A 24,036-nucleotide genomic window follows, 5' to 3' on the forward strand; every position below is an offset into this window, starting at 1 on the left:
AGGCCCCGCCCTAGTCCAGGTTTACCGTAACCGAAACCCGGCGATTGGTGGAGCTACCAGTTTGACTATTTTCAGGCACTGCCGGCTCAAAGGTGCCCGCGCCGCGAACCAGCAGCAGTTCCGGAGCGACGCCGCGCTTGTTGAGAAGCGCACGAACTGTCTCGGCGCGGGCGGCGCTGATCGACGCGTTGGCCGTCTCACGGCCCGTGGTGTCCGAATGCCCGGTCAACATAAACCGCGCCGTTACGCCTGAGTTGCGGGCACTTTGGGCGAATTCCTTTATTTGATCCGCCAACCTGTCGAGAACCGGCACCTGCTCTGGTCCCGGCACAACTTTGCCGGAAGAGAAGAAAATATCGGTCGTCTGGATGGCCTCTCTCAAATGATTGAGTTCTGCAAGGTCCAGCTCACGCAGCTGCGAAACATCCAGAACCACTCCGTCCGCCGAAAGTTGTTCGGCGGCGGCCTGAGCCCGGTTGATCCACGTGGCAGGAGCCTCGCCCACGACAACGATGCGACCCTGGATGATCGAAAGCCGGACCGATTTCGGCGGGGTCAGCGACGCAGTCAGCCGCTTCACCACGAACTTCGGATCAAGGCTCTGATAGAATTGCCACTGCGAATGAACGCGGGCAGGATCAACCTCCGTTCCGGACAGCAGAGCTTGCGGGTCGGCGGCAAGCGGGTCTCTCAGGCCGGAAATGTAGAAATGTCCGCCCCTCGCCGTTTGTTGGGCGACGATGATTCCCGGTTGGGCCTCAAGTCGCGCCACATAATACTGCCAGTGCTCCGCCGCGCGTGCTTCGGGGCTCACATCACGAACCTTGGAGATGTCGAATTCCGGTCCGCCTGCCGAAAGCTGTCGGGCCGCTGCGCGCGCCCGATCTATCCAGGTGTCGGGAGCCTCACCCTCGGCAACGATGCGATCATTGACGACCGAAAGTCGTACTGTATCCGGCGGATACAGCGACGCCGTCAGCCGCTTCAACACGAACTCCGGCTCAAGGCTCTGATAGAACCGCCACTGCGAATGAACCCGGGCGGGATCGACCTGCGTTCCCGACAACAGCGACTGCGGGTCGGCGGCAAGCGGGTCTCTCAGGCCGACAATATAGAATTGGCTGTCGCGTATCTTTTGTTCGGACACGATGATTCCCGATTGGGCCTCCAGTCGCGACACATAGGCCTGCCAGCGCTCCGCCGCGCGTGCTTCGGGGCTCACATCGCGAACCTTGGAGATATCGAATACCGGCCCGCCTGCCGAAAGCTGCTGGGCGGCGGCCTGCGCCCGGTTGATCCACGTGTCGGGAGCCTCACCCTCGGCAACGATGCGACCATTGTCGATCGAAAGTCGCACTGAATCCGGCGGAGCCAGCGACGCCGTCAGGCGCTTCACCACGAACTCCGGCTCAAGGCTCTGATAGAATTGCCACTGCGAATGAACGCGGGCAGGATCAACCTCCGTTCCGGACAGCAGAGCTTGCGGGTCGGCGGCAAGCGGGTCCCTCAGGCCGGCAATATAGAATTGGCCATCGCGTATCTTTTGTTCGGACACGATAATTCCCGATTGGGCCTCCAGTCGCGACACATAGGCCTGCCAGCGCTCCGCCGCGCGTGTTTCGGGGCTCACATCACGAACCTTGGAGATGTCGAATACCGGCCCGCCTGCCGAAAGCTGCCGGGCCGCTGCGCGCGCTCGATCTATCCAGGTGTCGGGAGCCTCACCCTCGGCAACGATGCGATCATTGACGATCGAAAGTCGTACTGTATCCGGCGGATACAGCGACGCCGTCAACCGCTTCAACACGAACTCCGGCTCAAGGCTCTGATAGAACCGCCACTGCGAATGAACGCGGGCGGGATCGACCTCCGTGCCTGACAGCAGCGACTGCGGGTCGACAGCAAGCGGGTCTCTCAGGCCGGCGACATAGAATTCGCCGCCGCTTATCTTTTGTTCGGCAACGATGATGCCCGGCTGGGTCTCCAGTCGCGACACATAGGCTTGCCAACGGTGCCCGGATTGCCAGGAAAGAAAGAACCAACCGCCTGCCAGACTCAAAAGCAGCAGGGCCGCAGCCACCACCAGCCAGGGAAACCCGTCGTTTGATTCTTCCTGCTTCAGCTCGACGCAGGTCTGCAACTGCGCTTCTACGGAGGCCAACTGCGAACCGTCGCCGTCAAACTGCTCTAAAGCCTGGGAGGATTCCTCATGGATGCGAAGCAATACATCGCGAACGATTTCATGCAATTCCTCTGGCGGATTTCCCCGGATCACCGAAACCAGGGTCGCAAACGGTCCAACTTCCGACCAGAGACGAAGCTCGCCAAAACGGATCGTGTCCAGGCCGCTCTGCTCTTTCTCGTTGAATGAGTCCTTCACAAAATCCTGAATTGCGCTGAGCATCGAAGAAATAAGCTGAGGATCTTCGCTCGTCGCGTTATCGGCAGTTACATGCGCTATCAAAAGGCCGGAATTGCGATGAATGAGAAAGGCATGTTCTACGCGGTAGACAAGGGAATGCTTCAGAACAACTTCCGAGAAGCTTGCCCCCGTTCTCCAGGCTTCAAGCCTCCACTTGAGCCCATGCCAGGTAAATATATGTCTTAAAGTTTCATTCAGCGACTGAAAGGTCTGGTCGATCTTTTCCCCGATCGACTTGCGAATTGCCGGCAGAAACACCGGGTATAATATATCCGTCAGCGTGCGCGGGCTCTTCTGGATCGACCGTTGCACAGCTCTTTCGACAGCTGGCGCAAGGGCCTCGCCGAGCTGCGCATGAGGCGCTCGTGCGGCCGCACTCGGAAGAACGCCGCCCACTGCTGCCGCAAGCTGCTCCGGTTCGTCGAGAAGATGCGTAACCCGTGAAAGCTCTGAAATTTCGCGGCTGACCAGCAACTGGCGCAGCGTTTCCATGCGAGGATCGGCGGTTGGAACTCCGTCGAAACGCGCTCGGTAGTCCGGATCAACGTTCCGGGCAATTTCGATCAAAAGACGAGCCAGAGCCTCGCGATCAATCTCTGTATCGTTCGAGGCTGTTCTTTGTGGAAGGCTGATTGGGTCGACGCTCGACGTCAAGGTCCCATCAACTCACTTTCCAGCTACGGTCCGAGTTGTTGTTCTTGCTGCCGACGGGATCCTGATTCAGGCATTTTGCAACCTCGACAAACAGGCCGGCCAAAAGATTTCGGTCGGTCTTGACGTTGCTGAGATCGGCAAACATTTTCTCAATCAGCATCTGAACGCCTTCATTCTTCTGCTTGATCTCCTCACGCAGCGAATGATCGTTTCGATTTATCCGGTCTGCAACGTCGCGCTCAAGCTCGCTCAATTGATCCGACAACGCGCGCACCTGCTTTTCAAGTGCCTGGTTTTGCTCGCGAAGATTCCGGTCAATCTCCTTGTCGGCATCGGCTCGTGAATCTTTTTCACTCCGCAATTGCCCCGCAAGCGAATCGACCTGCTTCTTTGCATTTGTCTCGTACATGTCGAGATTGCGCTTGGCGTCGGATTCGACATCCTTGAAGCGCTGCAAGACCCGTTCTTCAAGCTTGGAAAAGCGGCGGTCATAGTCCTGCATCTGGTTGCCGAACAGCAGATCACGTATCTTGTCGACACCTACAGCGTCGCCGGGGCCCCCGTTCTCGCGAGCCTGGACCCCCATGAAGTTCAGCCCGTTTCCTTCTGCGTTACCTGTCAGATTTACGTCCGCCTTCTTTTCTGAAGAAGCGGTACTCGAAGATTCTTTGGCCATCCCTATGCCCCCATTGCCACAGTTCAAAACTCAGAAACAGGGAAATATGTCAGCAAAATATCCGGCCCGCAAGCCGGAATCTTCTTGGCTTAGGCACGATTCGTGCGTCCCTTTTGCGTCTCTTGGACTAGCAACAAATGCACGAGTTCCGATTGGCGCCGCTCTTGTACCTCTTTGTGATAGCGTACCTCTTTGTGATAGCGGCCATAGCCGGATAATCTAATCGACTATTGGATGAAACCTACCATCGAAAGGAGTAATACAATGTCAGTATAGCTTCTGGAGCGCAAATAAGCGGTCATATGCCCCGTCGCCCCTGAGAGTCTGCTTTGGGTCATATGCTGCTGTTCAAACTCACACGGCCACCGCTTCAGCTCGTCCTTGATATCTTCATGAAATCGAGCCCGCGGTGTTTCGACACTGCCGGCCGCATCACCCCCGCCAAGCGCCACTCTGCCGGCGCAACGTCAGCCAGGGCGCCAAATGGAAGGCGCTCATCGGAGGTGGCGTTGTTGATGGCGTTGGAGGTCCTGACCAATTGTCGGGGGTTGCCTTTGCATGGATGCACTCAGTTGCCGTCGGACGACATGGCGCCGAGCAGCCGACGGATATCGCCGAACCTGGCGATCGAACCGAACACCAGGGCCGCCACCGCGACGAAGAACACCGACACCGAGGCCATGGTCGGCGTGTAGCCGTAGCGCAGTGCGTTGAAGATCTTGATCGGCAGCGTCTCGGTGGTGAAGCCGATCGTCATATAGGCGACGATGTATTCGTTGAGCGACAGCACGAAGGCGAAGGCGTAGCCCGAGACGAGGTAAGGCAGGATCAGCGGCAGCACCACCGTCTTCAGCACGGTGCGGTCGTCGGCGCCCATCGTCGCGGCAGCTTCGACCAGCGAGCGGTCGATCGAAGCAAAGCCCAGCGACAGCGTCACCAGCGGCAGCGTCACGAAGAAGATGGCGTGGCTGATGATGGCGGTGAAGAACTGGCCGAACAGCCCGACCGTCGCCCAGAAGGTGAGGAAGCCGAGCGCGGTGATGACAGGCGGCAGGATGAACGGCGCCAGCCCCAGCACCTGAAAGATGTTCGCCCATGGCGCGATGCGCCGCCACAGGAACCAGGCCAGCGGCAATGCGATTGCCACGGCAATGGCTGCCGAGCAGACGGCCAGCGTCACCGAATGGATCAGTGCCAGACGCCATTCCGGATCGTTGAAGATCTGCCCGTACCAGGCCAGCGAGAAGCCGACCGGCGGGAAGGCCAGGTCTTGCTTCTCGTTAACCGACACGCCGGCAACGACGATCAGTGGCGCTGCCAGGAACAGCGCGACGACAGTGAAATAGAAGCGGCGAAGCAAGGTCTCGATCATAGCGCATTCTCCCGGCGTCCGACGAGCAGCGTCATGCCGACCAGAGCCAGCGAGATCAGCACCAGGAACACCGCCATTGCTGCGGCGAACGGCATGTTGGACTGGTAGATCGCCTGGTCGGTGATCAGCACCGACAAGGTCCAGTGCTGCGGCCGGCCAAGAATCTGCGGCAACAGATAAGAGCCGAGCGCGAAGACGAAGACCATGATCAGCGTCGCCACGATGGTGTTTCGCAGCGCCGGCGCCACGACGTTGAAGAAGGCCTTGATCGGCGAAGCGCCAAGCGTGCGCGCGGCCTCGAGCAATGTCGGGTCGAGGCGTACAAGCGCGGGATAGAGCACCAGGATCGTATAGGGCAGCGCCTGGTAGACCATGCCGGTGAGCACCGCGCCGAAGGTCGGCAGCAGCGCCACCGGCTTGTCCATCAGCCCCAGCGCCACAAACAGATTGGTGATGCCGGCGGTGCGCGAGAACAGCGTCGACCAGGCAAAGCCGATGATGACCTCCGACAGCGACAGCACCGACAAGAGGCCGACCAGCCAAAGCGTCTGCACGGAGCGAGGTCGCCTGGTCAGGAGGTAGGTGAAGGGAAAGGCGATGGCGACGCAGCAGACGGCGACCAGCACCGCCAGCATCAGCGAGAAGCCGAGCACGCCGCCGAAGAACACCGACAGGAAGCGTGCATAGTTGTCGAAGACGAAATCCGGCGTGTAGAACCCGGCCGGGTTGCGCTTGAAGAAGCTCACCGCGATCATCGTCGAGAACGGCACGACGAAGAAGACGACGAGCATCAGGCCCGGAAAGAACAAAGGTGTGTAGTCGGCTACCGACTTGGGAGCTTCGCGTCTCATGAGCCGAGCACCACGCAACTCTCCGGCGGCAGCATGACGCCGACCTGCGCACCAACCGCGACGTTGAGCCGCTCGCGCGGCGTCGTCACGGCGATGATGCTGGTGCTGCCGACCTCGACGAAGGTCTCGATGGTGCCGCCGAGATCGCGCACGAAGCTCACCTGGCCGGTGATGGCGCGGCTGCCGGGTTCGCCAAGATGCACGTCCTCGGGCCGGATCGATACCGAAGCCTTGGTCAACCCGGCGGGCATGGCAAGGCCGGGAATGGCGGTGCCGAGGATGGTGGTGCGCCCAGCGCTGTCCAGCTCCGCCGGCAACAGATTGGTGATGCCGATGAAGTCGGCGACGAAGGCATCGGCCGGCTTGCGGTAGATCTCGATCGGCGGCGCCGCCTGCAGGATCTTGCCATGGCCCATGACGACGACGAGGTCGGCCATGGTCATCGCTTCGCGCTGGTCATGGGTGACGACGATGGTGGTGATGCCCAGCCGCTGCTGCAGCTGGCGCAGTTCCACCTGCATGGCCTCGCGCAGTTTGGCGTCGAGTGCCGAGAGCGGCTCGTCGAGCAGGAACAGTTTTGGCGACAGCGCCAAGGCGCGGGCGATCGCCACACGCTGGCGCTGGCCGCCGGAGAGTTTTGCCACCGGACGGTCGGCAAAGCCGGGCAGATGGATCAGCGTCAGCAAGTCGTCGACGCGCTTTTTCTGCTCTTCCTTCGAGGCGCCGCGAATGCGCAGCGCATAGGCGATGTTGTCACCGACGGAGAGATGCGGAAACAGCGCCAGCGACTGGAACACCATGCCGAGATTGCGCTTGTGCGTCGGCAGCGGCGTGATGTCCTCGCCGTCGAGCACGATGGCGCCGCTGGTCGGCTCCTCCAGCCCGGCGATCATGCGCAAAAGCGTGGTCTTGCCGCAGCCCGAGGGCCCAAGCAGGCACACGAACGTGCCGTGCGGCACGTTTAACTGGACATTGTCGACCGCGGCGAAATTGCCAAATTTCTTGGTGATGGCGTTGATGTCTAGTCCGGACATGAGTTGATCCTGTTAACCGGAGGATAGTGCGAATGGCCCGCTTCCCCACTTCGCGAAGCGAAAGGGAATTGCGGCGATCTGCAATCGGCGACCTCTCCCCTGGCAGGGGAGAGGCAATATGCGATGTAAGGCGAGCTGTTCGGCTTAGCCGACGATCAGCTCGGTCCACTTCTGGTTGATCCAGTCGGCCTTCGACGTATAGAGGTCGTAGCGCGGGATGATCGGCTCGATCTCCGACGACACCGAGGCGAACTCTTCCGGCGTCAGGTCGAGCACCTCTTTCTTGAGCGTCGGCGTGGTGCCGACTTTGCGCGACATCACACCTTGCATCGAAGGCTGGCTCATATAGTCGATGAAGACATGCGCCTCTTCGACCTTGGTCGAGGCGCGCGACAGCACCCAATTGCCGGAATCCTGGATGCCGCCTTCCTTCGGGAAGGTCGAACGGACATGGAAGCCGTCGGCGACCGCGAGCCCGGTGACGTCGTGATAATACTGGCCCATCGGGATTTCGCCCGACTTCAGCGCCTGCTCGAACTGCGCCTCGTCGCGATACCAGAGGCGGACGTTCGGCTTGACCTCGGCGAGCTTCTCGAACGCCTTGTTCAGCCCCTCTTCGGTGTCGAGCGCGTTGGTGCCGCCCATGAAGGTCTTGGCCGTCACTTCGAGCAGGAACGAGTTGGAGGCGAGCGCCAGCAGGCCCAGCTTGTCCTCGTTGGCCTTGTCCCAAAGCGCCGCCCATGACGTCGGCGCATCCTTGTAGACGTCGGTGTTGCTGACCAGCGTGATCCACCAGGCGACGGCACCGATGCCGGCAACGCGGCCATCCGGATATTTGTTGATGAAGCGTGGCAGCAGGTCGCCATAGTGCTTGAACTTCGAGGTGTCGAGCGGCGTCCAAAGTTCGGTCGACTGGCCCTTCAGCGTCGAGGTCTGCGACATCATCGAGAGGTCGGCTGGGGCCTGGCCGGCCTTGGCCGCCTGTTCGAGCTGCACCAGCCAGGCCTCGCCGGTCGGCTCGGCGACTGATTCCACCGCGATGCCGGTTGCCTTGGTGAAATCGGGGAAGACATGCTCGTCGAAGGATTTCTTGAAGTAGCCGCCATAGACGCCGACCTTCAGCGACTTCTCCTGCGCCCGCAGGATCGACGGCATGGCAAGCACGCCGGCCGTGGCAAGGCCGGCGCCAAGCACGCCGCGCCGTGTCAGGGATTTTCCGATCAGTCTGTTCATCTTGTTTCTCCTCAGTTGATGCCGGCTAACCGGCGGTTCCCTTCACGCACTGTTTCGCCGCCTGGCGTCAGTGGGCCGCCGCTCGTTGTTCGAGCGTGCGGGCGTATTGCGTCAGTGGAAAGCACATGACGAAGAAGATCAGCGCCACCAGCCCGTAGACCTTGAACGGTTCGAAGGTGGCGTTGTTGATGGCGTTGGAGGTCCTGACCAGTTCCTCGAAGCCGATGATCGAGGTCAGCGCCGTCGACTTGATCAGCTGCACCAGGAAGCCGACGGTCGGCGCCCGGGTGATCGAAAACGCCTGCGGCAGGATGATCAGTCTCAGCTCCTGCAGATAGTGCAGGCCGAGGCTGGCGCCGGCATCCCACTGGCCACGCGGCAGTGCATCGACACCAGAGCGCCAGATCTCGGCGAGATAGGCGCTGGCGAAGAAGGTGAGGCCGAGCACCGCCGCGGTCCACGGTTCGATACGAAGACCAAGCATCGGCAGGCCGAAGAACATCAGGAACAGCTGCATCAACAGCGGCGTTCCCTGGAACAGCGCAATGTAGCCGGAGGCAATACGCTGGCTCCACTTGTTATTGGCGATCCTGAAGAACAGCACGACCATGCCGACGATGCCGCCGCCGATGAAGGCGGCCAGCGAGAGCAGCACCGTCCAGCGGGCGGCGAGCAGAAGGTTGCGCACGATGTCCCAGAAGGTGAATTCGATCATGTCACGCCAGCCCCCAGCACGCGGCGTCCGCCTGTGACCAGCAGCCGGCGCAAGCCCATCGACAGGACGAGGTAGACCATCGTCACCACGAGGTAGGTCTCGAAGGAGCGGAAGGTGCGGGCCTGCAGCATGTCGGCCTCGTAGGTCAGCTCGCGCACCGCAATCTGCGACACCACGGCGGACTCCAGCATCATGATGACGATCTGGCTGGTCAGCGCCGGATAGATCACCTTGAGCGCCTGCGGCAGCACGATCTTGATGAACACCTGGCGGGGTCTCAAGCCCAGTGCGAGAGCTGCTTCCGTCTGCCCGCGCGGCACCGCGTCAAGCCCGGCACCGACGATCTCGATCGTGTAGGCCGCCATGTTGAGCGTCATCGCCAGCATGGCCGCGAGCAGCGGATCGAGCCTGACGCCAAGACTGGGCAGCCCGAAGAAAATGAAGAACAGCTGCACCAGGAACGGCGTGTTGCGCATCACCTCGACATAGATGGCGATCGCTCGCTTCACGAGCGGCGGGCCGTTTCGCCGGCCAGCCGCGCCGAGGATGCTGAGCAGCGTTCCCACCAGAGTGGTCACGACGATCAGCAAGACCGTCGTGATCGCTCCGCGCGCGATGTCGCCCACAGCACCTGGAAGCCAAGCAAAGGCCACGGCACATCAATCCTTGAGGTTGTCGGGATTGAGCGGCGTCTTCAGCCAGGCCTTCGAGCTTTCGTCGAGCTTGCCGTCGGCCAGCATCTTGGCGACCGCGTCATTGACCGCTGTCTTCAAGCGGTCCTCGTTCTTGTTGAGGCCGATATGCGAGGGCGAGGTCAGCAGCTGGAACTTCTGCTCCGGCTGCAGCGCGTCCTGCTTGGCCAGCACCTGGGCGCCGACGTCGTTGCCGACCACCATCAGCTGGGTCTGGCCCGAGATGAAGGCCTGGATGACCGAATTGTAGTTGTCGAAGCGCTTGATATCGGCCGACGCCGGTGCAGCCTCGGTCAGCGAAGTATCTTCCAGCGTGCCGCGGTTGACGGCGATCGACTTGTCGGCGAGGTCTTCCTTGCCTTTGACCGCAAGCGCTGCCGGGCCGATGACGGCGATGTAGTAGGGCGCGTAGGGAGCGGCGAAATCGATCACCTGCTCACGCTCCTTGGAGTAGCCGACGCTCATCAATATGTCGACGCGCTTGTCGGTGAGATACGGGATGCGGTTCTGGCCGGTGACGCTGACCAGGTTGAGCTTCACCTTGAGCGAATCCGCGATCGCCTGCGCCACGTCGATGTCATAGCCCTTGATGCTCATATCGGCGCTGGCCGAGGAGAAGGGCGGGAAGTCGGAGAAGATGCCGACGTTGATCGCGCCGGCCTTGGTGATGTCGTCGACGGCGTCGGCATTGGCCTGTGAGGTAAAGCCAAAGCCGGTAGCGCCGAGCATCAGCACGGCGGCAATGGATGATTTGAGTTTCATGTGAAGTGTCATTGTCGTTCCCTTCTGGAAGCTTGTTTGTTTGAGTGCAGCCGCCGGCTCCAGCGCGGCAGCCGCCTTGGGATGTGTTTGAGTGTCAGGCTCCCTTGCCGGTGATTGCCGGGCTGAACACCATCAGGCTCAGGATCTCGAACAGCACCTGGGCGCCGACATGCGCGGTGTTGGTGGTCGCGTCATACTGAGGCGCCACCTCGACGACGTCGCCGCCGACGATGTTGAGGCCTTTCAGACCGCGCAGCAGTTCAAGCACTTCGCGTGTCGTCAGTCCGCCGATTTCGGGCGTGCCGGTGCCCGGCGCGAAGGCCGGATCGACGCTGTCGACGTCGAAGGAAATGTAGGTCGGGCCGTCGCCGACGATTTTCCGCGCCTTCTCGATGATGGCGGGGATGCCCAGCCCAGTGACCTCTTCGGCATGCACCACGGTCATCCCGGATTCGTAGGTGAACTCCCACAGATATTCGGCCGAGCCGCGGATGCCGATCTGGATGGTGCGCGACGGGTCGAGCACGCCGTCCAGCACCGCGTTGCGGAACGGTCCGCCATGGTGGAACTTGGTCATGTCGAACAGGCCGCTGGTGTCGCAGTGGGCATCGATATGGATCATGCCGACCGGCGCCTTCTTGCCGACCGCCTTCAGGATCGGATGGCTGATCGAATGGTCGCCGCCGACTGAAAGCGGAATGACGCCGGCATCGACGATCTGGTTGGTGCGGCGCTCGATGTCTTCATGGCTGGTTTCCAGCCGGTAGCGGCTCTGGAACGGCACGTCACCGATGTCGGCGACCCGCAGTTCATGCGTCGGTGCGCATTCCAGCACATGGTTGTAAGGGCCGATGCGCTCGATGGCGCGCAGCGCCCTTGGCCCGAAGCGCGAGCCCGGCCGGTTGGTGACGCCGAGATCCATCGGCACGCCGATGATCGCCACCTGCAGATCGCCGAAATCCGGATTGTCGGCTGATATTTCGCGATAGGGTGCGGCGAGGAAGGTCGGAATGCCGGAATAGGGCGCCAGCCTTGTGCCGCTCTTGTTGAAGATCTTGTCGGCGACCTGCCGGAACTTCGGGTCGAACATCTCGCCGCCATGGCTCTCGCCATATTTGCGGCGCAACGCGTCGAGCTTGCCACGATCGTAACCCATGTCGGTCTCCTCCTGCCGGGCTGGTGCATGCGGCGGCAGGTTACGTCTGCGAACTGACCGTCATCCGGCCGGGTCGCTGTCCCGCTGGCTGCCTGCAGATTTCACGTCATTGATGCTGTTGACCTGCCAAAGTGTCCGGCAGCCGCATTGAAAAATCAATTGATATTGTTAGGGTGTTGCTTGTGAGAAAATCTCACAGTGAATCCGGACATCAATGGCCAAACGTCTGCCACCTCTGAATCCCCTGCGCGCCTTCGAGGCGACGGCGCGCCACGCCTCGCTGACCAAGGCGGCGGCCGAGCTGAATGTCACCCACGGCGCCATCAGCCACCAGATCAAGGCGCTCGAGCAATCGCTCGGCGTAAAACTGTTCGAGCGCACCGGCCAGCGGGTAAAGCTCACGCCGCACGGCGCTGAATTGCTGCCGGCGGTGTCGACCGCCTTCGACGGCATTGCTGCCGCCACGCAGCGCATGACCAGGCCGGCCAGCGCCGGCACGCTCTCGGTCTCCTGCGTTCCGGCGCTGCTGCTTTTGTGGATGACGCCGCGGCTCGGCAGCTTCATGGCGCAGTATCCCGATATCCGGCTGACGCTGATCCCATCCAACGACGCCAAGGACATCCGCGCCCCGCAGATCGATGTCTGCGTGCATTATGGCGACGGCAGCTGGACCGATTGCTGGATGCGCAAATGGTCGGGCCTCGAACTGTTTCCGGTGGTCAGCCCGACGCTGATCAACAACCGGCCGATCCGCACGGTCCGCGATCTCGCCGATCATGTCTTCCTGCATGGCGATGACGGCCGCGAGTGGCACACCTGGCTGGCCGCCGCCGATGGGCTCGATCTGGAGCGCGGCCGCCGCCACCATCTCGGCGATGCGCGCGTCGCGACCGAGGCCGCGGTTCATGGCCATGGCGTGGCGCTCGGCGATTCGGTGACCGCGAGTGCGCTGCTCGCCAGGGGTCTGCTGGTGGCGCCGTTCAGCCTGTCGGTGCCGGCGGTCGACGATTTCTATGTCGTCTGCCGCAACGAGATGAAATCGACGCCGATCGTGCAGCTGTTCATCGACTGGCTGTTCGCCGAGAAGGAGCAGGCCGACAGCCGCGCCGACGCGCCGGTGGCGGGCCGCATCGGCATTCGCCGGAAACGCCCCGCATTGCGCGTGATCGGCACCAAGGCCGCAACCTGAGGCTGGCCGCAGGGCCTTCTTTTTGTCGGGCCAGCCGCAAAGCGGGAGGCGCTTTCAAAAATTCAATGCTAAGAGGCTTTTGCGGGGAGCGAGCGAAGGCGGCATCGAGATATGGCAAAGACCGATATAGCGCGGCGCGTCTACAACCACACCTGGAAGCTCGACCCGATCGTGCGCAGCCTGCTCGACACCGACTTCTACAAGCTCTTGATGCTGCAGATGATCTGGGGCATGTACCCCAAGGTCGACACCACCTTCTCGCTGATCAATCGCACCACCACGGTGCGCCTCGCCGACGAGATCGACGAAGGCGAACTGCGCGAGCAGCTCGACCATGCCCGCACGCTGCGCTTCTCGAAGAAAGAGATGATCTGGCTCGGCGGTAATAATTTCTACGGTCGCAAGCAGATCTTCGAACCGGAATTCCTCGCCTGGCTCGAGAATTTCAGGTTGCCCGCATACGAGCTTTCCAGGCACGGCGGCCAGTATGAGCTGACCTTCAGCGGGCCGTGGATGTACACCACGCTGTGGGAGATACCGGCGCTGGCCATCATCAACGAACTCCGATCGCGCGCGGCCATGCGCGCCTTCGGCCCGTTCGCGCTCGACGTGCTCTACGCCCGCGCCAAGGCCAAGATGTGGGCCAAGACCGAGCGGCTGAAGGCGCTGCCCGGCATCCGCATTTCCGACTTCGGCACCCGCCGCCGCCATTCCTTCCTGTGGCAGCGCTGGTGCGTCGAAGCGCTGAAGGAAGGCATCGGCGAGGCTTTTACCGGCACCTCCAACGTGCTGCTGGCCATGGACAACGACCTCGAAGCGCTCGGCACCAACGCGCATGAACTGCCGATGGTGTTTGCCGCACTCGCCGATTCGGAAAAGGAATTGAAGCAGTCGCCATACAAGGTGCTGCAGGACTGGCAGCGCTACTATGGCGGCAACCTGCTGATCGTGCTGCCCGATGCTTTCGGCACCGCCTCGTTCCTGCGCGACGCGCCGGACTGGGTCGCCGACTGGACCGGCTTTCGCCCCGACAGCGCACCGCCGATCGAAGGCGGCGAGAAGATCATTTCGTGGTGGCGCGAAAAGGGCAGGGACCCCAAGCAGAAGCTGCTCATCTTCTCCGACGGGCTCGAGGTCGAAACCATCGAGGAAACCTACCGCCACTTCCGCGGCAAGGTGCGCATGTCCTTCGGCTGGGGCACCAACCTGACCAATGATTTCGAAGGCTGCGCGCCGACCGAAACCAACAGCCTCGACGCGATCTCGCTGGTCTGCAAGGTGACAGAAGCCAATGGCCGCCCGGCGGTCAAGCTGTCCGACAATCCGGCCAAGGCGACGGGTGACCTGAAAGAGATCGACCGCTATTTGCGGATATTCGGCCAGAAGGATCGCGTGGAGCAGCTGGTCAAGGTGTGAGTGGTGAGGAACTCCGGGATAGTATGAGTTCCTTCGCGCCCCCCTCTGTCCTGCCGGACATCTCCCCCACGAGGGGGGAGATTGGCTTTCATCTCTGCCTTCGCGAATCTTCGACGCTGCAAGAAGAGCGCCGACCGAACGATCTGCCAATCTCCCCCCAAGTGGGGGAGATGTCCGGCAGGACAGAGGGGGGCGCCGTAGAGCGCGGTCGCCCGGCAACCAAGGCCATTCTAGGCTTTGTCGCTTCGTTGGCCCTCCTGTCGCCCACCCCAGCCTTCGCCCACGCCTCCGACCGCGGCCATGTCCTGCTTCTCCCCACCGGCTACTACGTCGCCGGCGGCGCGCTCGCCGTTGCCGCCAGCTTCCTTGTCTTGGCGCTGCTCCCACCGGACGCGCTAGACCGCTTCTGGCGCCGGCGCCTCTCACTCTTCGCCTTCAGCGACGGTCCACGCACACTCATCAGCTTGCTATCCTTTGCCGGCTTTGCAATTCTCATCGCCACCGGCCTGTTCGGCAGCCGCGACCCGCTCTCCAATCCGCTGCCCCTGGTGATCTGGACGCTGCTCTGGGTCGGGTTGGCCCTGCTGCAAGGCCTGCTCGGCGACCTCTGGTCGTGGCTGAACCCGTGGTACGGGCCGTGGCGCATCGCCACTCGCCTGATTGGTCGTTCCAACGTCGAAACGCCGGCATCGCGCCTGCCTGTGTGGCTCGGCTGGCGGCCGGCGGTCGCGCTGTTCTTCGCCTTCGCCTGGTTCGAGCTGATCGACCCTGCGCCCGACGATCCGGCGCGGCTGGCCTTTGCTGCCGGCTTCTATTGGCTGGGCACCTTTGTCGCCATGCTGGCGTTCGGCTATCCCCACTGGAGCCGGCGCGGCGAATTCCTGACTGTCTTTTTCTCAATGGTGGCGCGCTTCGCCATTGTCGAGCGCAACGATGACGACCGGCTCAATCTCTGCTGGCCGGGCGCCAAGCTGCTCGCCGCCGAGCCGCTGTCGCTCAGCGGCATCGCTTTCCTGCTGCTCAGCCTGTCGTCCGTCTCCTTCGACGGCCTGTCGAAAACCTTCTTCTGGCTCGGCCTGTTCGGCGTCAATCCGCTCGAATTTCCCGGCCGCACGGCGGTGATCGGCATCGGCAATTTTGGCCTCGTGCTGACCTTTGTCCTGCTGGCAGCCGCTTTTGCGCTCGCGGTCATCCTCGGCCAACGTCTGGCCGCCAGTCCGCACTCGTTCAGTCATGCCGCCGGGCTGCTGGTCTGGTCGATCGTGCCGATCGCGCTCGCCTATCATGTGGCGCACTATCTGACGGCGCTGCTGGTCGATGGCCAGTATGCCGTCGCTGCCCTTTCCGACCCGTTTGCGCTGGGCTGGAACCTGTTCGGCACCGCCGACATGCAGATCGAAGCCGGCGTGGTCGCCGGCGCCGACTCCGCCTGGTGGCTGTGGAATGTACAGGCCGGAATCATCATCGCCGGCCACATGCTCGCCGTGCTTGTCGCCCACGGTCTTGCTTGGCGGCTGCACCCGGTTCCCACCCGAGCCGCGCTCAGCCAGTTGCCGCTCACCCTGCTGATGATCGCCTACACTGTCTTCGGCCTCTGGTTGCTTGCCACGCCGACTGCCGGATGAAACAAGGCGACCAGCATGCCTTTGCGGAAAGCTCGCTTGCCACATCGAGGCTTTGGTGATTTAGTTTGTACACATGCGATTTCTGCCCTCCCACTTGGGAGTGGCCTTGCCTCGTTACAGCCAGTCAAAACTCAAAAACAGGGGAACTGCCGTGACCGACAAGAATGGGTTTTTCGATCTCTCCAAAACCGCCCTTAGCCGCCGCACCGCGCTGAAGGGCCTCGCCGCCGGCGCCGGCCTTGCCCTCGCCCCCGGCTTCGTCCGCTACAGCCAGGCGCAAAGCTCGGCGCCGATCAAGATCGGCTTCCAGTCGCACCGCACCGGCATCGGCGCCGCCTATGGCCGCTGGTACGAAAAGACGAGCGCCGCAGCGGTCAAGGCGATCAACGATGCCGGCGGCATCAATGGCCGTCCGGTCGAGCTGGTGATCGAGGATGACGGCACCGATCCCGCCCGTGGCGCCGAGGTGGTCGGCAAGTTCGCCACCCAGCACAAGACCGACATCGTCTTCGGCACGCTGTTTTCGCATGTTGTCATCGGCTCGGCGCCGGCGGCCGGCGAGAACAAGATCCCCTATTTCGTCGTCAGCGAAGGCCACCACGTCGCCTCGACCAAATTGAATCGCTACGTCTTCCAGCCCGGCATCACCGACGTGAAGAGCCAGATCCAGTCGATGGCGCCGTGGATCGCCGCGAATGCCGGCAAGAAGGTGACACAGATCTTCCCGGATTTCGCCTTCGGCTACGACCATCGCGACTACCTGCCGCCGGCACTGAAGGCGCAAGGCGCCGACGTCATCGCCCAGATCGCCATCCCGCCGACGGAGTCGTCTTTCACCAAATATTTTCCGCAGATCCCCGCCGAAACCGAGGTCATCTACCACGTCATGGTCGGTCCGGCCGTGCTCACCTTCGTCAAGGAACTCGGCGAATTCTACGGCTCCAGCCGGCCACAATTGTTCGGCTTCATGGATTCACTCGAAGCCACCGACATCAACAGCCCCGGCCTCGAATTTCTCGACGGCAGCCATTTCTGGGAAGGCTCGCCGCGCTACGCGCAGGCCGATGACTCCGCTGCACAAAAAGCCTACCGCGCCGCCGTCGGCATCGACGACAATGGCGCCGCCGTCGGCGATGCCAAGGACGTCTCCACCGCGTCGCACATGTTCGGTTGCTGGGAAACGCTCTACGTCGTCAAGAAGGCGATGGAAGACGCCGGCTACAAGGGACCGGAAGACCGCGCCAAGCTGGTCGAGGCGACCGAGGCGCTGACCGAGTTCGCCGAGGGTCCCGAGCACCCGCAGGGCGCAAAGACCTTCAACGGCAAGATCCACCAGTGTTTTGGTATCCAGAACATCTCCAAGGTCGAAGGCGGCAAGCTGAAGGTCGTGCACAAGACCAAGATCGAGGACGGTCTTTATGAGGCTGAGGGGGATTATACGACGCAGGCGCTGTGAGCTTAGCCCCTCAAGCATAGTGCGCTTCGAGTCACCCCCCTCTGTCCTGCCGGACATCTCCCCCTCAAGGGGGGAGATTGGCAGTTCCTGCGATGGCGATCACCTTCCGACCTTGGCGATTGGCGAAAGCCGTCGCGACAGTCGATCTCCCCCCTTGAGGGGGAGATGGCCGGCAGGCCAGAGGGGGGTGCCTCGCGCATCCGCCGGAGCTTAGCCCATGCACTTCGGACCCCATCTCCTCCTCGCCGCCCTCGAAGGCCTCGTCACTTCCGCCGTGCTGGCGTTGACGGCGCTTGGCCTGTCGCTGGTGTTCGGCGTCATGCGCGTCGTCAATGTTGCCCATGGCGAGTTCTTCATGCTGGGCGCGGTGCTGGCCTGGGCGATCACCACAGCCATCGGTGGCCATCCGGCGCTCGGCTTCCTGGCGGCCCTGGTAATCGCGCCGCTGATCGTTGGCGCCATTGCTCTGGTCGCCGAACGGCTGGTGTTGCGCCGGCTCAACTACAATCCGGAAGCCACCATCGTCGCCACCATCGGCATGCTCTACATCATCCAGCAGCTGGCGCTGACTTTCTACGGCCCGGAGGCGCGCCCGGTGGAGCCGCCTTTCAGCTACCGCATCCTTCTGCCCTGGTTCGGCTATTCAGGCTACAAATTGTCGATCATCGCCGCGTCCGCGCTGTTGCTGCTCGCGACATGGTTCGTGCTGACGCGCACCAAAATCGGCCTCGTCATGCGCGCCACGCAATATGACAGCGAGACGGCGCAGGCCTTCGGCATTCCGGTTGACCGGGTTTATGCCGGTGTTTTCGCGCTCGGTGCCATGCTGGCGGCCGTCGCCGCAGTGCTGATCGTGCCGATCAGCCAGGCGCATTATCTGATGGGGCAGGACCCGCTGCTGCTCTCCTTCATCATCGTCATCATCGGCGGCCTCGGCTCGCTGCGTGGCTCCGTCGTCGCTGCCGCGCTGATCGGCATGTCGGACGGCATCATCTCGGTGTTCTTCTCGCCGACCCTGGCCAAGATCATCGCCACGCTGCTGGTCGCCATGGTGCTGGTGTTCCGGCCGCAAGGCCTGTTCGGCACGGCGTCGCGATGAGCGAGGCTTCGCCGGCAAAGGCCTATGCGTTGCATCTCGGCGTCATTGCCTTGCTCTTCGCCTTGAGCTTCGTCCTGCCCGACTATCACCATGGGCTCATTGCCCGCATCATGGTGCTGGCGGTCTTCGCCATGGGCTACAACATGCTGTTCGGCTATGTCGGCCTGCTCAGCCTCGGCCACGCCATGTTCTTTTCCGCCGGCCTCTATGGTGCCGGCCTCACCGTCATCCATCTCGGCTGGAGCGTGCCTGCCGCCTTTGCCGCCGGGCTTGCCTGCGGCGCGCTGCTGGCGCTGGTGATCGGCCTCTTGGCGCTGCGCACCACCGGTGTCGCCTTCATGATCGTCACCATGATGTTCGCGCAGGTGTTTTATCTCATCATCCTCTATTTCGCCGCCTGGACCGGCGGCGACCAGGGCATGGTGGTGCCGCAGCCGGCGCGTGTGCTCTCCTTCGGTGCGACATCGCTCGATCTCACCAATCCGACCGTGCGCTACATGACTGCGCTCTCCCTGTTCTCGGTCGTGCTGCTCGTCACGCTTGCCATCGTCCACTCCCGCTATGGCCGCGTGCTGGTCGCCATCCGTGAGAACGAGGAGCGCACGAAAATGCTCGGCTATGACACTTTCTCAAACAAGCTCGTCGCCGTCGTCGTCTCCGGCACCATCTGCGCGGCGTCGGGCGCCGCCTATGCGCTGCTGTTCGGTTATATCGGCTCGAGCTTCGCTTCGGTGCAATATTCCATCCTGCCGCTGCTCTGGGTCCTGCTCGGCGGTGCCGCCACAACGCTCGGGGCCCTGATCGGCACGCTGTTCATGTACTACGTCACCGACATCACCAGCGGCTTTACCTCCGCCTATCTGCTGATCGTCGGCATCGCCCTCATCCTGCTGGTGCTGTTTTTCCCCAAGGGCATTTTGGGCAGCATCCGCCAGCGCTGGCTTGGGTGGCTGCCATGATGCCGCTGCTGACCACCAAGGGGCTGTCACGCAATTTCGGCGGCCTGCGCGCCGTCGATGGCGTCGATTTCGCGCTGATGCCGGGCGAGATCCGCGCCGTCATCGGCCCCAACGGCGCCGGCAAAACCACCTTCGTCAGCCTGGTCAGCGGCCGCATCCAGCCGTCCTCGGGCATGATCGTCTTCGACGGCGCCGACATCACCAACCTGCCCGCCTATGCCAGGGTCCGCCTCGGCGTCGCCTACACCTTCCAGATCACCAGCGTCTTCGCCAACCTCACCGCCTACGACAATGTCGCGCTGCCGGTGCAGCGCACGCTGACCGATGGCCGCTCGAAGGGAGCGGTCAAAGCCGGCGTCATGGCAGCGCTCGAGCGCACCGGCCTTGCCGACCGTGCTCACATGCCGGCGGGGCAATTGTCCTACGGCCACCAGCGCCTGCTGGAGGTCGCCATGGGCCTGGCGCTGAAGCCGCGCCTGTTGATCCTCGACGAGCCGACGCAAGGGCTGGCCGACAGCGAGATCGACAATTTCATCACTTTGGTGCGCGAGATCGCCAAGAGCGCCACCGTGCTGCTGATCGAGCACAACATGCCGGTCGTCATGCAACTGGCCGACCGCATCACCGTCTTCAACGCCGGCAAAATTCTCGCCGAAGGCACGCCTCAGGCGATTCGCGACAACGCCGCGGTGCAGGAGGCCTATCTGGGGACGGCGCCATGACGGAAACAAGGGCGCTGACCATCTCCGGGCTCGACTGCTTCTACGGCGAGGTCCAGGTGCTCTATGGCCTCGATCTCGTGCTGAACAAGGGCGAGGTGCTGTGCCTGTTCGGCCGCAACGGCGCCGGCAAGACGACGACGCTGAAGGCGATCATGGGCCTGGTTCCCGCGAGTGCCGGTTCGATAAGCCTCGATGGTACGGAGCTGACCGGGCTGCCGGCGCATGAAGTGCCGAAAGCCGGTGTCGCCTATGTGCCGCAAGGAAGGCGGCTGTTCGCCGAGATGACGGTGGCCGAAAACATCGAGATCGGCCTGATGGCGCGTGGCAAGGGCAAGGCGACGCGGGAAAATGTGCTCGACCTTTTTCCATTGCTGCGCCAGCGGTTGAGACAACGTTCCGGCACACTGTCCGGCGGCGAGCAGCAGATGCTGGCCATGGCGCGGGCGCTGTGCATCGAACCGCAGGTGCTTCTGCTCGATGAGCCGACCGAAGGGCTGATGCCGTCGATGATCGCCAAAATCCGCGAGACGGTGTCGAAATTGCGCGAGCTTGGTGTCTCCACCATCCTCGTCGAGCAGCGCGTCGACGCCGTGCTGTCGGTCGCCGACCGCGTCTGCTTCATCGAGAACGGCCGCAACCGCGAAACCGTCGATGTCGCGGACCTGCGCGCCGACCCGTCGGCGGTGCGGCGGTATGTGGGGGTCGGGTGATCAGGTAACGGTCGAGTGCTAAGCAGCCAGCGCGCCAGCCGCTTTCGCGCGTACAAATGCCAGGCCGGCTATTGCGAGATCGCCGACCGCCATGCCACGGAACGCGAAAGCTGTTCGCTCGCTCGCGCTTTGACGACCTGACACGTCGCCGCTGACCAAACCTGTCAGGTCGCCGGCGACGAGTTCGGGCCTCACCATCGGCTTGCTCATCTGCGCCTCTTGCGCCAAATCGTCTATGACGATGCGATCGAAGACAGCCATGGTTTCAGGCAACCAAGGCAGGGCCAGATCGGTCATGGTCGCGAAGACTCCAGCCTTCAGCCAGCGCGCATCCAGAAATGGAACAGGCTCGGGCACCAAAGTGACTGTCGTCACCACGATATCAGCAGATTCGACCGCCGCTTCGGCAGTATCACTCGGTACTGCAGTTAGACCGCGCGTCTCAGCTATCTGGCATAGTGCCTCACGACTGCCTTTGCCCCGACTAAAGGCCCGAATCTCTTGCAACGGGAAAAGATCGGCCAGAGCCTCGAGATGAGCGCGCGCCTGAACGCCGCACCCGATAAATGCGACACACGCCGAGCCAGCCCGGGCCAGACGCTTGGCCGCCACGCAGCTTAGACCGGCCGTGCGCTTCGAAGTCACCCAATTGCCATCGACCACAGCAAGCGGCAGTCCCGTCTCAGCATCGAGAAGGGTGACCAGCGAGTTCAGGGTTGCAAGTCCTCGCTGGGGGTTACGGGGATTGACCACCAGCGATTTGGTGGCCAGCACCCGGGGTTCGGTCGCGACTCCGAGAGTTGCCATGATGTAGCGGTCGTCGCCCGGCAGCACCACTGCCTTCGGCGCACACCACACTTCGCCTCGCCTCTGACCTATGATCTGCCGCTCGATTTCGTTGACCACATCGGATGTCGAAATCACCAGGCCATCCAGGAATTCGGCTGACAGATAGGGCAGCTTCTCGATGGTCAATGTCGCCCCCGACCTAACCCCGCACCCCTCGACAATAGCAGAAATTGCCGGTCCCGCATACGCAAGCACCGGTTGGTTTGTCGGCTCAGCCGAAAAACAGGAAGCCGGCGATCAGGAAAGCAGGGATCAACACCGCGCCCGACCACGCCATATAGCCGAAGAAGCCCGGCATCTTGACGCCGCGATGCCTGGCGATGGCGTAGACCATGAAGTTCGGCGCGTTGCCGATATAGGTATTGGCGCCCATGAACACCGCCCCCGCCGAAATCGCCGCCAGGGTCGATGCAGCCTCGGTCATCAGATGCTGCGGATTGCCGCCGGCGAGTTCGAAGAACACCAGATAGGTCGGCGCATTGTCGAGGAAGGACGACAGCGCCCCGGTCAGCCAGAAATAGGCGAGGTCATTGGGCTGGCCGGTGGGCGAGGTGACCAGCGCCACCAGTGGCGCCAGCGCGCCGCCGTGGCCGGCCCTGAGAATGGCGATGACCGGCACGATGCAGATGAAGATGCCGGCAAACAGCTTTGCCACCTCTGATATCGGCCCCCAGTTGAAGCCGTTCGCCTCGCGATGACTCTTGCGCGACACGGCAAGCGACAGGAAAGCGATCGCCAGGATGATTGCGTCGCGCACCAGATTCTGCAATTCGAGGCCCACGCCCAGGATCGAGAAATTAATACCCGGCTTCCAGGTCGCCGAAAGCAGGATGGCGCCGATCACGCCGGCCAGCAGCGGAATGTTGGGCAGGCCAAGGATGCGCACTTTCGTAACCGGCGTCGGATCCTTGATCTTGGGCGCGCCGCCTTCGCGCCGGTGCAGGATGATGTCGATGGCCAGGAAGACCGCCAGCACCGCGCCGCCAACGAACAGCGTCTCGCGATAGAGGTTGGCGGTCGTCCAGAAGAAGTCCACGCCCCTGAGGAAGCCGACGAACAATGGCGGGTCGCCCAAGGGCGTCAGCGAGCCGCCAATGTTCGACACTAGGAAGATGAAGAAGATCACGACATGGGCGTTGTACCGCCTGGCGTCATTGGCGCGGATGAGTGGCCGGATCAGAATCATCGAGGCGCCGGTGGTGCCGATGACCGAGGCGAGGATCGCCCCGACCAGCAGCAGCCCGGCATTGACCAGCGGCGTGCCGTGGATGTTGCCGGCCACCAGAATGCCGCCCGAAATGGTGAACAGCGCGAAGAGCAGGACAATGAACGACATATATTCGGTGAGCAATGTGTGCAGCACCGCCTCCGTGGCCGAATTCATGCCGAAGGCGAGTGCCAGTGGCACCACCACCAGCGCCGCCCAGAGCGCTGCGATCTTGCCGTAGTGATGCTCCCAGATATGGGCAAACAGCAAAGGCCCGGTGGCGATCGACAACAGCAGACCAGCGAAAGGCAGCGCCCACCAAAGCGACATGGCGGCACCGGGCAATTCGGGGCTCTCAGCCGCGAAGGCGAATTGCGGAAACAGGAGGATGGCTACAGCTGGTATGCATGCAGCCAGGGCCGTCGCCAATCGTGTGAAGCCCCCTTGACGCTTCACAGTCCCGTTAGTCCGACAAATGGTCTTCAAGCACCACGCCGGCCTCATGCATCCGCTTCAGCATCGTCGCGACCGAGCCATTGAGGTCGATGCCGCGGCAGGCATCGAGCCGCACCGTCGTCCTGAAACCCTGCTTCACCGCGTCGAGCGCTGAAAAGGCGACGCAGAAGTCGGTCGCGAGACCGACCAGCGTGAGACTGTCGATGCCGCGTTCGCGCAGATAGCCGGCCAACCCGGTCTGCGTCGTGTGGTCGTTCTCGAAGAAAGCCGAATAGCTGTCGATATCAGGGCGAAAGCCCTTGCGGATCACCAGTTCGGCCTTGGTCCAGGCGAGGCCCGAATGAAAATCCGAACCCAGGCTGCCCTGGATACAATGATCCGGCCACAGCGTCTGCTGGCCGTAGGGCATGTCGATGGTCTCGTAGGGCTGCTTGCCCGGATGGCTGGAGGCAAAGCTCGAATGTCCGGCGGGGTGCCAGTCCTGCGTCAGCACGACATGCTCGGTGCGCCGGATCAGATCGTTGACCAGCGGCACGATCTCGTCGCCGCCGGCCACAGCCAGTGCGCCGCCCGGGCAAAAATCGTTCTGCAAGTCGATGACAACAAGCGCTTCGTCGGCCATGGGGCCTCCCTCTTTTGTCTCAGGCTCCAGTGAAGAAATGCCGCTGATGCGACCGGATGCAGAAACTTGACCAGATGGGCGGCGGCGTCAACCGCCAACGGCATAACAAATGCTTGTGCGCGGGATTGATGCACACAGCGGCGCAAACTCTGGCTTTGA

Annotated in this window: 21 protein-coding genes; 8 read left to right on the forward strand and 13 right to left on the reverse strand. The window is 62.5% G+C overall.

The window, feature by feature from the left end; translation table 11 throughout:
• Positions 1-10: 10 nt before the first annotated feature.
• The 10 genes from AC1DX6_RS02710 to speB form a co-directional block, all read right to left on the reverse strand.
• Positions 11-3,076, reverse strand: a complete 3,066-nt coding sequence (locus AC1DX6_RS02710; protein ID WP_477310954.1) for an OmpA family protein — start codon at positions 3,074-3,076, stop codon at positions 11-13.
• 7 nt (positions 3,077-3,083) lie between these two features.
• A complete protein-coding gene (locus AC1DX6_RS02715) occupies positions 3,084-3,752 on the reverse strand; it encodes a hypothetical protein (protein WP_477310956.1) in 669 nt (222 codons plus the stop codon).
• 568 nt (positions 3,753-4,320) lie between these two features.
• Positions 4,321-5,124, reverse strand: coding sequence for an ABC transporter permease (locus AC1DX6_RS02720; protein ID WP_477310958.1), 804 nt, complete (start codon positions 5,122-5,124; stop codon positions 4,321-4,323).
• On the reverse strand, positions 5,121-5,975 hold the full coding sequence (locus AC1DX6_RS02725; RefSeq protein WP_477310960.1) for an ABC transporter permease: 855 nt from the start codon (positions 5,973-5,975) through the stop codon (positions 5,121-5,123). The genes AC1DX6_RS02720 and AC1DX6_RS02725 overlap by 4 nt, the downstream gene beginning before the upstream one ends.
• Complete coding sequence (locus AC1DX6_RS02730) at positions 5,972-7,009, reverse strand: ABC transporter ATP-binding protein (RefSeq protein ID WP_477310962.1); 1,038 nt, start codon at positions 7,007-7,009, stop codon at positions 5,972-5,974. Before AC1DX6_RS02730 ends, AC1DX6_RS02725 begins: the two co-directional genes overlap by 4 nt.
• Positions 7,010-7,153: 144 nt before the next feature.
• Positions 7,154-8,242 (reverse strand): ABC transporter substrate-binding protein, encoded by a 1,089-nt coding sequence (locus AC1DX6_RS02735; protein WP_477310964.1) that lies wholly within the window; start codon positions 8,240-8,242, stop codon positions 7,154-7,156.
• A gap of 67 nt (positions 8,243-8,309) precedes the next feature.
• Positions 8,310-8,957, reverse strand: coding sequence for an amino acid ABC transporter permease (locus AC1DX6_RS02740; RefSeq protein WP_477310966.1), 648 nt, complete (start codon positions 8,955-8,957; stop codon positions 8,310-8,312).
• Positions 8,954-9,610 carry an amino acid ABC transporter permease gene (locus AC1DX6_RS02745; protein WP_477310968.1) on the reverse strand — a complete coding sequence of 219 codons (657 nt, stop codon included), beginning with the start codon at positions 9,608-9,610 and terminating at the stop codon, positions 8,954-8,956. The genes AC1DX6_RS02740 and AC1DX6_RS02745 overlap by 4 nt, the downstream gene beginning before the upstream one ends.
• 6 nt (positions 9,611-9,616) lie before the next feature.
• On the reverse strand, positions 9,617-10,423 hold the full coding sequence (locus AC1DX6_RS02750) for a transporter substrate-binding domain-containing protein (protein ID WP_477310970.1): 807 nt from the start codon (positions 10,421-10,423) through the stop codon (positions 9,617-9,619).
• 82 nt (positions 10,424-10,505) lie between these two features.
• Positions 10,506-11,567, reverse strand: coding sequence for an agmatinase (speB, locus tag AC1DX6_RS02755; RefSeq protein ID WP_477310972.1), 1,062 nt, complete (start codon positions 11,565-11,567; stop codon positions 10,506-10,508).
• A gap of 214 nt (positions 11,568-11,781) precedes the next feature.
• Between speB and gcvA the strand changes: the two genes are divergently transcribed.
• From gcvA to AC1DX6_RS02795, 8 genes are all read left to right on the forward strand, one after another.
• Positions 11,782-12,756 carry a transcriptional regulator GcvA gene (gene gcvA / locus AC1DX6_RS02760; RefSeq protein WP_477310974.1) on the forward strand — a complete coding sequence of 325 codons (975 nt, stop codon included), beginning with the start codon at positions 11,782-11,784 and terminating at the stop codon, positions 12,754-12,756.
• A gap of 111 nt (positions 12,757-12,867) precedes the next feature.
• Positions 12,868-14,172 (forward strand): nicotinate phosphoribosyltransferase, encoded by a 1,305-nt coding sequence (gene pncB / locus AC1DX6_RS02765; protein WP_477310976.1) that lies wholly within the window; start codon positions 12,868-12,870, stop codon positions 14,170-14,172.
• A 170-nt stretch (positions 14,173-14,342) separates the two neighbouring features.
• The gene (locus AC1DX6_RS02770) at positions 14,343-15,797 is read left to right on the forward strand and encodes a hypothetical protein (RefSeq protein ID WP_477310978.1); all 1,455 of its coding nucleotides are present in this window, start codon (positions 14,343-14,345) and stop codon (positions 15,795-15,797) included.
• Positions 15,798-15,948: 151 nt separating this feature from the next.
• Positions 15,949-17,253, forward strand: a complete 1,305-nt coding sequence (locus tag AC1DX6_RS02775) for an ABC transporter substrate-binding protein (RefSeq protein WP_477310980.1) — start codon at positions 15,949-15,951, stop codon at positions 17,251-17,253.
• A 217-nt stretch (positions 17,254-17,470) separates the two neighbouring features.
• The gene (locus AC1DX6_RS02780) at positions 17,471-18,352 is read left to right on the forward strand and encodes a branched-chain amino acid ABC transporter permease (RefSeq protein ID WP_477310982.1); all 882 of its coding nucleotides are present in this window, start codon (positions 17,471-17,473) and stop codon (positions 18,350-18,352) included.
• Positions 18,349-19,311 (forward strand): branched-chain amino acid ABC transporter permease, encoded by a 963-nt coding sequence (locus AC1DX6_RS02785; RefSeq protein ID WP_477310984.1) that lies wholly within the window; start codon positions 18,349-18,351, stop codon positions 19,309-19,311. Before AC1DX6_RS02780 ends, AC1DX6_RS02785 begins: the two co-directional genes overlap by 4 nt.
• The gene (locus AC1DX6_RS02790; RefSeq protein WP_477310986.1) at positions 19,308-20,033 is read left to right on the forward strand and encodes an ABC transporter ATP-binding protein; all 726 of its coding nucleotides are present in this window, start codon (positions 19,308-19,310) and stop codon (positions 20,031-20,033) included. Before AC1DX6_RS02785 ends, AC1DX6_RS02790 begins: the two co-directional genes overlap by 4 nt.
• Complete coding sequence (locus AC1DX6_RS02795; protein WP_477310988.1) at positions 20,030-20,743, forward strand: ABC transporter ATP-binding protein; 714 nt, start codon at positions 20,030-20,032, stop codon at positions 20,741-20,743. Before AC1DX6_RS02790 ends, AC1DX6_RS02795 begins: the two co-directional genes overlap by 4 nt.
• 18 nt (positions 20,744-20,761) lie before the next feature.
• On the opposite strand, the gene AC1DX6_RS02800 is transcribed toward AC1DX6_RS02795, so the two are convergent.
• The 3 genes from AC1DX6_RS02800 to pncA all read right to left on the reverse strand — a co-directional run bounded on the left by AC1DX6_RS02800 (position 20,762) and on the right by pncA (position 23,877).
• On the reverse strand, positions 20,762-21,718 hold the full coding sequence (locus tag AC1DX6_RS02800) for an ornithine cyclodeaminase family protein (protein WP_477310990.1): 957 nt from the start codon (positions 21,716-21,718) through the stop codon (positions 20,762-20,764).
• A gap of 85 nt (positions 21,719-21,803) precedes the next feature.
• Positions 21,804-23,255, reverse strand: a complete 1,452-nt coding sequence (locus AC1DX6_RS02805; protein ID WP_477310992.1) for a sodium:proton antiporter — start codon at positions 23,253-23,255, stop codon at positions 21,804-21,806.
• A 7-nt stretch (positions 23,256-23,262) separates the two neighbouring features.
• Positions 23,263-23,877 carry a bifunctional nicotinamidase/pyrazinamidase gene (gene pncA / locus AC1DX6_RS02810; RefSeq protein ID WP_477310994.1) on the reverse strand — a complete coding sequence of 205 codons (615 nt, stop codon included), beginning with the start codon at positions 23,875-23,877 and terminating at the stop codon, positions 23,263-23,265.
• Positions 23,878-24,036: the final 159 nt, after the last annotated feature.

This window comes from Mesorhizobium sp. P2_C4, assembly GCF_056404575.1.

Bases quoted from the DNA above. Each gene is read 5' to 3' on its own strand.
- AC1DX6_RS02785 (WP_477310984.1), top strand. From the start codon at position 18,349: ATGAGCGAGGCTTCGCCGGCAAAGGCCTATGCGTTGCATCTCGGCGTC.
- AC1DX6_RS02750 (WP_477310970.1), bottom strand. From the start codon at position 10,423: ATGACACTTCACATGAAACTCAAATCATCCATTGCCGCCGTGCTGATG.
- gcvA (WP_477310974.1), top strand. From the start codon at position 11,782: ATGGCCAAACGTCTGCCACCTCTGAATCCCCTGCGCGCCTTCGAGGCG.
- AC1DX6_RS02790 (WP_477310986.1), top strand. From the start codon at position 19,308: ATGATGCCGCTGCTGACCACCAAGGGGCTGTCACGCAATTTCGGCGGC.
- AC1DX6_RS02770 (WP_477310978.1), top strand. From the start codon at position 14,343: ATGTCCGGCAGGACAGAGGGGGGCGCCGTAGAGCGCGGTCGCCCGGCA.
- AC1DX6_RS02795 (WP_477310988.1), top strand. From the start codon at position 20,030: ATGACGGAAACAAGGGCGCTGACCATCTCCGGGCTCGACTGCTTCTAC.
- pncB (WP_477310976.1), top strand. From the start codon at position 12,868: ATGGCAAAGACCGATATAGCGCGGCGCGTCTACAACCACACCTGGAAG.
- AC1DX6_RS02725 (WP_477310960.1), bottom strand. From the start codon at position 5,975: ATGAGACGCGAAGCTCCCAAGTCGGTAGCCGACTACACACCTTTGTTC.
- AC1DX6_RS02740 (WP_477310966.1), bottom strand. From the start codon at position 8,957: ATGATCGAATTCACCTTCTGGGACATCGTGCGCAACCTTCTGCTCGCC.
- AC1DX6_RS02730 (WP_477310962.1), bottom strand. From the start codon at position 7,009: ATGTCCGGACTAGACATCAACGCCATCACCAAGAAATTTGGCAATTTC.
- AC1DX6_RS02720 (WP_477310958.1), bottom strand. From the start codon at position 5,124: ATGATCGAGACCTTGCTTCGCCGCTTCTATTTCACTGTCGTCGCGCTG.
- speB (WP_477310972.1), bottom strand. From the start codon at position 11,567: ATGGGTTACGATCGTGGCAAGCTCGACGCGTTGCGCCGCAAATATGGC.
- AC1DX6_RS02715 (WP_477310956.1), bottom strand. From the start codon at position 3,752: ATGGCCAAAGAATCTTCGAGTACCGCTTCTTCAGAAAAGAAGGCGGAC.
- AC1DX6_RS02780 (WP_477310982.1), top strand. From the start codon at position 17,471: ATGCACTTCGGACCCCATCTCCTCCTCGCCGCCCTCGAAGGCCTCGTC.
- AC1DX6_RS02735 (WP_477310964.1), bottom strand. From the start codon at position 8,242: ATGAACAGACTGATCGGAAAATCCCTGACACGGCGCGGCGTGCTTGGC.
- pncA (WP_477310994.1), bottom strand. From the start codon at position 23,877: ATGGCCGACGAAGCGCTTGTTGTCATCGACTTGCAGAACGATTTTTGC.